Annotated in this window: 10 protein-coding genes; 3 read left to right on the forward strand and 7 right to left on the reverse strand. The window is 73.1% G+C overall.

The window, feature by feature from the left end; translation table 11 throughout:
• The 4 genes from LCE31_RS32900 to LCE31_RS32915 form a co-directional block, all read right to left on the reverse strand.
• Positions 1-522: sulfite exporter TauE/SafE family protein (locus tag LCE31_RS32900; RefSeq protein WP_225020983.1), on the reverse strand; the 522-nt coding region annotated here is incomplete at its 3' end.
• 51 nt (positions 523-573) lie between these two features.
• Positions 574-1,554: an SPFH domain-containing protein gene (locus tag LCE31_RS32905; RefSeq protein ID WP_225020985.1), complete on the reverse strand. Its 981-nt coding sequence runs from the start codon at positions 1,552-1,554 to the stop codon at positions 574-576.
• Positions 1,555-1,732: 178 nt separating this feature from the next.
• Positions 1,733-2,161 (reverse strand): NfeD family protein, encoded by a 429-nt coding sequence (locus LCE31_RS32910; RefSeq protein ID WP_225020987.1) that lies wholly within the window; start codon positions 2,159-2,161, stop codon positions 1,733-1,735.
• Between the two features lie 158 nt (positions 2,162-2,319).
• Positions 2,320-3,111 carry an ABC transporter ATP-binding protein gene (locus LCE31_RS32915; protein ID WP_225020989.1) on the reverse strand — a complete coding sequence of 264 codons (792 nt, stop codon included), beginning with the start codon at positions 3,109-3,111 and terminating at the stop codon, positions 2,320-2,322.
• A 137-nt stretch (positions 3,112-3,248) separates the two neighbouring features.
• Between LCE31_RS32915 and LCE31_RS32920 the strand changes: the two genes are divergently transcribed.
• The gene (locus tag LCE31_RS32920; protein WP_225020991.1) at positions 3,249-4,031 is read left to right on the forward strand and encodes a hypothetical protein; all 783 of its coding nucleotides are present in this window, start codon (positions 3,249-3,251) and stop codon (positions 4,029-4,031) included.
• Between the two features lie 354 nt (positions 4,032-4,385).
• Here LCE31_RS32920 and LCE31_RS32925 read toward each other — a convergent pair whose 3' ends face one another.
• The 3 genes from LCE31_RS32925 to LCE31_RS32935 all read right to left on the reverse strand — a co-directional run bounded on the left by LCE31_RS32925 (position 4,386) and on the right by LCE31_RS32935 (position 6,571).
• Positions 4,386-4,655, reverse strand: coding sequence for a chaplin (locus tag LCE31_RS32925; RefSeq protein WP_225020993.1), 270 nt, complete (start codon positions 4,653-4,655; stop codon positions 4,386-4,388).
• A 118-nt stretch (positions 4,656-4,773) separates the two neighbouring features.
• The gene (locus LCE31_RS32930) at positions 4,774-5,415 is read right to left on the reverse strand and encodes a response regulator (RefSeq protein ID WP_225020995.1); all 642 of its coding nucleotides are present in this window, start codon (positions 5,413-5,415) and stop codon (positions 4,774-4,776) included.
• A complete protein-coding gene (locus tag LCE31_RS32935; RefSeq protein WP_225020997.1) occupies positions 5,408-6,571 on the reverse strand; it encodes a GAF domain-containing sensor histidine kinase in 1,164 nt (387 codons plus the stop codon). The genes LCE31_RS32930 and LCE31_RS32935 overlap by 8 nt, the downstream gene beginning before the upstream one ends.
• Positions 6,572-6,844: 273 nt before the next feature.
• Between LCE31_RS32935 and LCE31_RS32940 the strand changes: the two genes are divergently transcribed.
• A complete protein-coding gene (locus LCE31_RS32940) occupies positions 6,845-7,540 on the forward strand; it encodes an SDR family NAD(P)-dependent oxidoreductase (RefSeq protein ID WP_225020998.1) in 696 nt (231 codons plus the stop codon).
• On the forward strand, positions 7,537-7,942 hold a 406-nt coding region (locus LCE31_RS32945), incomplete at its 3' end, for an S-adenosylmethionine:tRNA ribosyltransferase-isomerase (protein WP_225021000.1). The genes LCE31_RS32940 and LCE31_RS32945, both read left to right, overlap by 4 nt.

Consider the following 7,942-nt stretch of genomic DNA (forward strand, 5'->3'; position numbering starts at 1 on the left):
CCGCCCGCCCCGCCCCCGCCCCCCGGGGGCCGGGGCCCCGCCCCCGCCGGCGCCGCGGCCCCCCCCCCCCCCCCCCCCCCGCCCCGGGCGGCGGGGGGGGGCGGCGCCGCCCGCGCCGTCCGTGCCGCGACGGGCCCGGCGGCGCTGGACGTGGGCCGCGATTCGGGGCTGGAGGACGACGAGGACGAGCGCGATGCCGACGAGGACGGGGACGACCGTCTCGAAGGCGGTGGGCGGCAGGACGAGCAGCAGTACCGCGCCGGTCAGCCCGCCGACGAGCGCCGCCGTGCCGAGGCGCAGCAGGCGTCTTCGCTGGCCGGTCAGTTCGGCGCGGTAGCCGAGTGCGCCGCTGAGGGTGCCGGGGACCAGGCCGAGGGCGTTGGAGACGGTGGCGGTGACCGGCGGGACGCCGACAGCGAGCAGGACAGGGAAGGTGACCAGGGTGCCCGAGCCGACGACGGTGTTGATCGCGCCGGCCCAGACGCCTGCGAAGAGGACGGCGAGCATCTCCCAGATGGTCATGGTCTCCGGATCGGCCGCGGTGTGCGCGGGCCGGGGCCCGCGGACGGTGCGTCAGCCGAGCGACTTCCCGCCCGCTTCGGGGCTGCTTCCCTGGCCGGGTACGCTGCCCGCGCCCTGCTGCTGGCCGCCCTTGTCGCTGTTGTTGAAGCCGGGGATGCCGGGGCCCAGGTTGCCGAAGGCACCGCTGAGGCCCTTGAGGGCGTCGCCGATCTCGCTGGGCACGATCCAGAGCTTGTTGGCGTCGCCTTCGGCGATCTTCGGCAGCATCTGGAGGTACTGGTAGGAGAGGAGCTTCTGGTCGGGGTCGCCCGCGTGGATCGACTCGAAGACCGTACGGATCGCCTGTGCCTCGCCCTCGGCCCGCAGCGCCGCGGCCTTGGCCTCGCCCTCGGCGCGCAGGATGGCGGACTGCTTCTCGCCCTCGGCGGTGAGGATCTGGGACTGCCTGATGCCCTCGGCTGTGAGGATCGCGGCGCGCTTGTCGCGGTCGGCGCGCATCTGCTTCTCCATCGAGTCCTGGATGGAGGTGGGGGGTTCGATGGCCTTGAGCTCGACGCGGTTGACGCGGATGCCCCACTTGCCCGTGGCCTCGTCGAGGACGCCGCGCAGGGCCGCGTTGATCTCCTCACGGGAGGTCAGGGTCCGTTCGAGGTCCATGCCGCCGATGATGTTCCGGAGCGTGGTGACGGTGAGCTGCTCGATCGCCTGGATGTAGCTGGCGACCTCGTACGTGGCGGCGCGCGCGTCGGTCACCTGGTAGTAGATGACGGTGTCGATGTTGACGACCAGGTTGTCCTGGGTGATGACGGGCTGCGGCGGGAACGGTACGACCTGTTCGCGCAGGTCGATGCGGTTGCGGATCGAGTCGATGAACGGGACCACGATGTTCAGGCCCGCGTTGAGTGTCCTGGTGTAGCGGCCGAAGCGTTCGACGATGGCCGCGCTGGCCTGGGGAATGACCTGGATCGTCTTGATCAGGGCGATGAAGACAAGCACCACCAGAATGATCAGGACGATGATGATTGCTGCCATCGTGTTCCTTGGGCCCTTCGCCGACGGATAGTCCGATGATCGAGTTTCCCAGACCGGGCGTGCTCCCGGGGGGAGTTCGCGCGGGTTGGCCTGGGTGAATGGGATGTGGGGCGGGTTCTGTGCGGTTCACGCGGTCGCGTGGGTCACGCGGGTCACGTGGGTCACACGGTTCGCCCCGTCACATGATGACCGCTGTGGCGCCGTCGATCTCGACCACGTCCACCTCCTGCCCCGGCTCGAACGTCTGCTCCTTGTCGAGGGCCCGGGCGGACCAGGTCTCGCCGGCGAGCTTGATACGGCCGCCGCGCCGGTCGACCCGTTCCAGTACGACGGCCTGACGGCCTCTCAGGGCGTCGATGCCCGTGCGCAGCCCCGGCCGCTGTCTGCTGTGCCGGGTCGCGATGGGCCGTACGACGGCGATGAGCGCGACGGAGACGACCGCGAACACGACGACCTGGAGGACGACTCCGCCGCCGAGTGCCGCGGTCACCGCGCCCGCCACGGCGCCGGCGGAGAGCATGCCGAACTCGGGCATCGCGGTGAGGACGAGCGGGATGCCGAGCCCGACCGCCGCTATCAGCCACCACACCCATGCGTCGATGTCCACGACGTCATGGTAGGTCGGCGGTTCCTGGTCGGGACAGGGTGAATATCAGGTCACTTGGCGGCTGTTGGGGTCCGCGGGTCTCTTCGCGGCCCGCCGCGGTATCCGGGGCGGCGTCGGCGCGGGCCCGCCCGCCGTCCGGAAGTGGTCCGGGAGGCCGGTCACTTGAGGGGCAGGCCGGTCGCCGTCCAGCGCAGGCCGTTGCGCTCGACGACGAGCGGGAGGCCGAAGCAGAGGGAGAGGTTGCGGGACGACAGCTCGGTCTCCATGGGGCCCGCGGCGAGGACCTTTCCCTGACGGATCATCAGGACGTGGGTGAAGCCGGGTGCGATCTCCTCGACATGGTGCGTGACCATGATCATGGAGGGCGCCAGGGGGTCGCGGGCGAGCCTGCCGAGCCTGCGGACGAGGTCCTCGCGGCCACCGAGGTCGAGTCCCGCGGCGGGCTCGTCGAGGAGCAGGAGTTCGGGGTCGGTCATCAGGGCGCGGGCGATCAGGGTGCGCTTGCGCTCGCCCTCGGAGAGCGTGCCGAACCTGCGGTCGAGGAACTCGGTCATGCCGAGCCGGTCGAGGAAGGCGAGAGCGCGCTCCTTGTCGATCTCCTCGTAGTCCTCGTTCCAGGTGGCGGTCATGCCGTACGCGGCGGTCAGCACGGTCTGGAGCACGGTCTGGCGCTTGGGGAGCTTCTCGGACATGGCGACGCCCGCGACGCCGATACGGGGGCGCAGCTCGAACACGTCGACCTTGCCGAGCTGCTCACCGAGGATCGTGGCGGTGCCGGAGCTGGGGAAGAGGTAGCTGGAGGCGACGTTCAGGAGGGTGGTCTTGCCCGCGCCGTTGGGGCCGAGGATGACCCAGCGCTCGCCCTCCTTGATCGACCAGGAGACCTCGTCCACCAGAGCGCGTCCGTCGCGGACAACGGACACGTCCACCAGATCCAGTACATCGCTCATGAGTGCGCTGTCTCCCCATGCAATCGTCGTGAGCTCCAGGGTGCGCCTGTAGGCGCGGCTCCAGGAGAAAACCTACGCCACCGGGGAGGTGCTCCGGCTGTGAGGGCCGTCTCCACCGGGCCCGTAGGCTGGAGCGCATGCATGCGGAACCGCGTTCTGGACGACTGGCCTCGTGGGGGAACGCCCTGTTGGCCGGATTGGCATCACCGGACGACGCCGCGCTCGCCGTCGTCGGCGACGACGCGGTGCACCGCGTTCAGGGGCTGCCGGACGAGCCGGGCCCGGTGGGGCTGACACTGGCGCTCGGCCGGCTGCGCTCGCTCGGGGTGACCGGCTACCGGGTCGCGCTGCCCGCGCCCGGGCACCCGCTGGGGCTGAGCGGTCCGCCGGACTTCAACGCGCGGGCGCTGGAGGCGGAGGAGGCCGTCGTCGCCGTCGGGGCGCCGTACGGGCTGGTGCCCGAGATCACATCGGTGGGGCCCGAGGGGGACGAGCACGTGGAGGTCGTCTGGCACTGCCTGCCCGTGCGGGAGGCGCCGCCGGCGGACGTGCCGTCGCTGGGCGAGGCGGAGCGTGAACTCGCGGAGGCGCTGCGCGAGGCGACGGAGCTGTTGTCGCGGCTCGATGTCGCGGCGTCGGGGCCGGTCGCGGAGGCGGCGCTGGACGCGTACCGGTCGCGTGCGTCGCGCAACGCCTCGCTGCTGGCACCGGGGTATCCGGCCCGAGCGGCGCGGGTCCTGGAACTGGCGCGGCGGGTGGGGCTGATGGTGTCGCTCGCGTACGAGACCGGGGACGGCGCCGCGGTCAGCGCGTCGGCGATGGCGGCACGCGTGTCGGCGCTGCGGCCGGTGGAGCGGGTGGCGCGGCGGGCCCAGGTCGCGTCGTACAACGCGTATGTGGAGGAGCGGGAGCGGCGGTAGGGACGGACGCCGCCGGGCTCGGGGGGGTACGGCGGCGTCACCGGGACGTACGGCGGCGCCGGTGGAGGCGCCCTCCAGCCCTTGCGGGTACGGGAGGGCGCCTCCGTCGGTGTGTGCGAGGTCGCGATGTGCGCGAGGTCGCGATGTGCGCGAGGTCGCGCTGTCGCAGTGACCGCGAGGGCGCGGTGGCCTCGCCGCGTCCCCCGCCGTATTCTGCGGGGTCTCGCGCGTTCCCTGGGGTCTCGCGCGTTCTGCGGTGTCCCGCGCGTTCGCCGGTGTGCCGCGTGTCTCGCCGTACCGCGGCTCCGCCGTCGGCGGCCGTGGGGTGCCTGCCTGGACGGTGTGCGGCTCGGGTCAGAAGTTGACGCCGTGGTTGCCGAAGGCCGGGTTCAGGAGGCCGATCACGTTGACCGTGTTGCCGACCACGTTGACCGGGATGTTCACCGGGACCTGGATCAGGTTGCCGGAGCCGACGCCCGGGGAGTGGACGGCCTCGCCCGAAGCCTGGGCGTGGGCGACGGGTGCGTGGGCGCCCGTCTCGCTCGCGGTCGCGGCGAGCGCGCCCGCCGCGACGATGCCACCGGCGATCATGGTGAGTGCGGCCGCCCTCTTCAGGTTCTTCATCTCGGGATTCCTCCTCGTACGATCCGCGGCGCTGCGCCGCGGCACGCAAGGAGAACGCGTACCCGGTCATACGGATACGCCGACCGGGTGACATACACCCGACAGTATGAATCTCGGATCAGCGGGTGACGCCGTGCCGAACAGCCCACAGGGCCGCCTGCGTACGGTCCGCGAGGTCCAGCTTCATCAGGATGTTGGACACGTGGGTCTTGACGGTCTTCTCCGAGAGCACCAGGGCTCGGGCGATCTCGCGGTTCGAGCGGCCGTCGGCGATCAGCGCCAGGACCTCCCGCTCGCGGTCGGTCAGGGACGTGCCCCTCCCCTGGCCGCTCACCTGGTCGTCCTGGGCGAGCAGCGCCTCCGCGACCTCCGGTTGCAGCAGTACGTGCCCCGCGTGCACCGAGCGGATCGCGTCGGCGAGCGCTTCGGGGTCGATGTCCTTGTAGACGTAGCCGGAGGCGCCGGCGCGCAGGGCGGGGACGACGGTGCGCTGCTCCGTGAAGCTCGTGACGATCAGCACCTTCGCCGGGTTGTCCTGCTCGCGCAGTTTCCGCAGTGCCTCGATGCCGTCCGTGCCGGGCATCTTGATGTCCATCAGGACGACGTCGGGGCGGAGTTCCTCGGTGCGCGCGACGCCCTCCGCGCCGTCGCCCGCCTCGCCGACGACCTGGATGTCGTCCTGGATCTCCAGGAAGGTGCGCAGGCCGCGCCGTACGACCTGGTGGTCGTCGACGAGCAACACACGGATCGGGTCAGCCACCGGGCACCTCCATGGTGATCGTGGTGCCCGCTCCGGGCGCCGATGTGACGGTGAGCCTGCCGCCCACGCCGCTCGCGCGGTCGCGCATGGACACCAGGCCGAGATGGCGGCCCGCACGGCGGACGGCGGACGGTTCGAAGCCCTTGCCGTCGTCCTTCACATGCAGGACGGCGCCCGCTCCCCGCCTGCCGAGGACGACGCCGACGTGGCCGGCGCCGGAGTGGCGCAGCGCGTTGTGGAGGGCCTCCTGCGCGACCCGCAGGAGCGCTTCCTCCTGGGCGGCGGGGAGCGCCTTCAGATAGGGGGCGTCGAGGGTGACGCGCGCGGAGTGCGCCCGGTCGAGCACCTTGATCTGCGTACGCAGCGTGTGGACGAGGCCGTCCTCCGCGAGGGCGGCGGGCCGCAGCTCGATCACGGCGGCGCCCAGTTCGTCGGCGGCCTCGGCCGCGAGGGCCGCCACCTGCTGGAGCTCGTCCTTGGCGCGTGCCGGGTCGCGGTCCACGAGTTTCGCCGCGGCCTGCGCGGTGAGCCGCAGCGAGAACAGCTTCTGGCTGACCGCGTCGTGCAGCTCGTGCGCGAGCCGGGAGCGCTCCTCGATGATGGTGAGTTCGCGGCTGCGCTCGTACAGGCGGGCGTTGGTCAGGGCGATCGCCGCGTGCTGGGCGAGGATCGACAGCAGTTCCTCGTCGTCGGCGGTGAAGCCGCAGACCCCTGCGGAGTCCGTGTCGCTGCCGGAGCAGCGCTTGTTGGCGAGGAAGAGGGCGCCGAGTGTCTCGTCGCCGTCCCTGACGGGCAGGCCGAGGAAGTCGGACAGCTCGGGGTGGGTGCGCGGCCAGCCGCCGAAGCGCGGGTCCTCGCGCACGTCGGCGAGGCGCTCGACCTTCTCGTCGTGGAGCATCGCCGCGAGAATCCCGTGCTGCCTGGGCAGCGGGCCGATGGCCTTCCACTGCTCGTCGGTCATGCCGTCGACCACGAACTGCGCGAAGCCGCCGTGGTCGTCGGGGACGCCGAGCGCCGCGTACTCGGCGTCGAGCACTTCCCGGGCGGAGGCGACGATCGTCTTGAGGACGTCCCGCACCTCCAGGTGCCTGCTCATGGCGAGGAGCGCCGTGCTCACGGCGGCGAGGCCGGAGCCCGTGGATCGGTCCGGGGTCATGTGTTCACGGTACCGGCGGGGTGCCTCCGTGCGTATCGGCCGCGGGGTCCCGCCGACCGGGGCCTTGGGCCTAGGCCGAAATGCCCTCGGGCGCGGGCCCCGCGGACCGAGGCCGCGGGCCTTTGTCCCTTCTTACGGTGGCGCCATCGACGCGGGTCGGCCGCCGTCCCGGCGGACGGGCCCGCACTCGCGGGCCGGCCGGGCCCGCGGAGCCACGCGGGCCCGGGACCCGCCCGGGACGGGGCCGCGGAGAGACACGAGGGAGTGGATGTCATGGCGGTCGCGGTCGTCACAGGGGGATCGAAGGGGCTCGGGCGCGCGCTCGCCGCGGGTCTTGCGGAGCGGGGCTGGGACCTGGTGCTGGGGGCGCGTACCGCCTCCGTCCTTGAGGAGTCGGCGGCGGCGGCGCGCGCGTACGGGACGCGGGTGGCGGCTCTCGCGGGAGACGTGCGGGACCCGGCGCACCGGCGGGAGCTGGTGGCAGCCGCGGGCCGGCTCGGCGGGCTCGACCTGCTGGTGAGCAACGCCAGCGCGCTGGGGGCCGAGCCGCTGGTGCCGCTGGCCCGGCTGCCGCTCGACGGGTTCAGGGAGGCGCTGGAGACGAACACGGTGGCGGCGCTCGGCCTGGTGCAGGAGGCGCTGCCGCTGCTGCGGGCGAGTGGCAGGGGCGCGGTGGTCGCGGTGAGCTCGGACGCCGCGGCGGAGGCGTACGGGACGTGGGGCGGTTACGGGGCGTCGAAGGCGGCGCTCGACCACTTGGCGGCGGTGCTCGCGGTGGAGGAGCGGGATCTGCGGGTGTGGTCGGTCGATCCGGGCGACATGGCCACCGATCTGTACGCGGCCGCGGTACCCGGCGACACTGACGTGCGGCCGGACCCGGCCTCGGTGGTGCCCGGGTTCCTCGCGCTCGTGGAGCGGCGTCCCGCGAGCGGCCGCTACGCGGCCCCGGCCCTGGCGGCGGCGCGATGACCGCGACCGCGCTGGCCGCGCTGCGGGTGCCGGACGAGCTGTCCGCGCGGGTTCCGGCGGAGCAGCGGGGGCGCGGCAGGGACGACGTACGGCTGCTGGTGTCGCGCGGCACCGGGGTGTCGCACCACGCCTTCGACGCGCTGCCGTCGCTGCTGCGGGCCGGCGACGTGCTGGTCGTCAATACGTCGGCGACGCTGCCTGCCGCGATCGGCGGGCGGCTCGGGGGCGAGGCCGGCGGCGAGCCGGTGGTGGTGCACTTCTCGACACGCGGTGACGACGGGCGGTGGGCGGTGGAGCTGCGCACCCCGCGGCCGGGCGGCGGGGCGAGCGGACCGCGCCCCGGCGGGCCCCCGGGGGCGCTCGTACGGCTGCCCGGCGGGGTGCGGCTGCTGCTTGAGGAGC

Origin of the sequence: Streptomyces sp. 8L (assembly GCF_020176795.1) — a bacterium.
Classification (GTDB): domain Bacteria; phylum Actinomycetota; class Actinomycetes; order Streptomycetales; family Streptomycetaceae; genus Streptomyces.

Excerpts from the sequence above, each read along its gene's own strand:
- LCE31_RS32905 (WP_225020985.1), bottom strand. The coding sequence starts at position 1,554 with ATGGCAGCAATCATCATCGTCCTGATCATTCTGGTGGTGCTTGTCTTC.
- LCE31_RS32915 (WP_225020989.1), bottom strand. The coding sequence starts at position 3,111 with ATGAGCGATGTACTGGATCTGGTGGACGTGTCCGTTGTCCGCGACGGA.
- LCE31_RS32920 (WP_225020991.1), top strand. The coding sequence starts at position 3,249 with ATGCATGCGGAACCGCGTTCTGGACGACTGGCCTCGTGGGGGAACGCC.
- LCE31_RS32925 (WP_225020993.1), bottom strand. The coding sequence starts at position 4,655 with ATGAAGAACCTGAAGAGGGCGGCCGCACTCACCATGATCGCCGGTGGC.
- LCE31_RS32935 (WP_225020997.1), bottom strand. The coding sequence starts at position 6,571 with ATGACCCCGGACCGATCCACGGGCTCCGGCCTCGCCGCCGTGAGCACG.
- LCE31_RS32940 (WP_225020998.1), top strand. The coding sequence starts at position 6,845 with ATGGCGGTCGCGGTCGTCACAGGGGGATCGAAGGGGCTCGGGCGCGCG.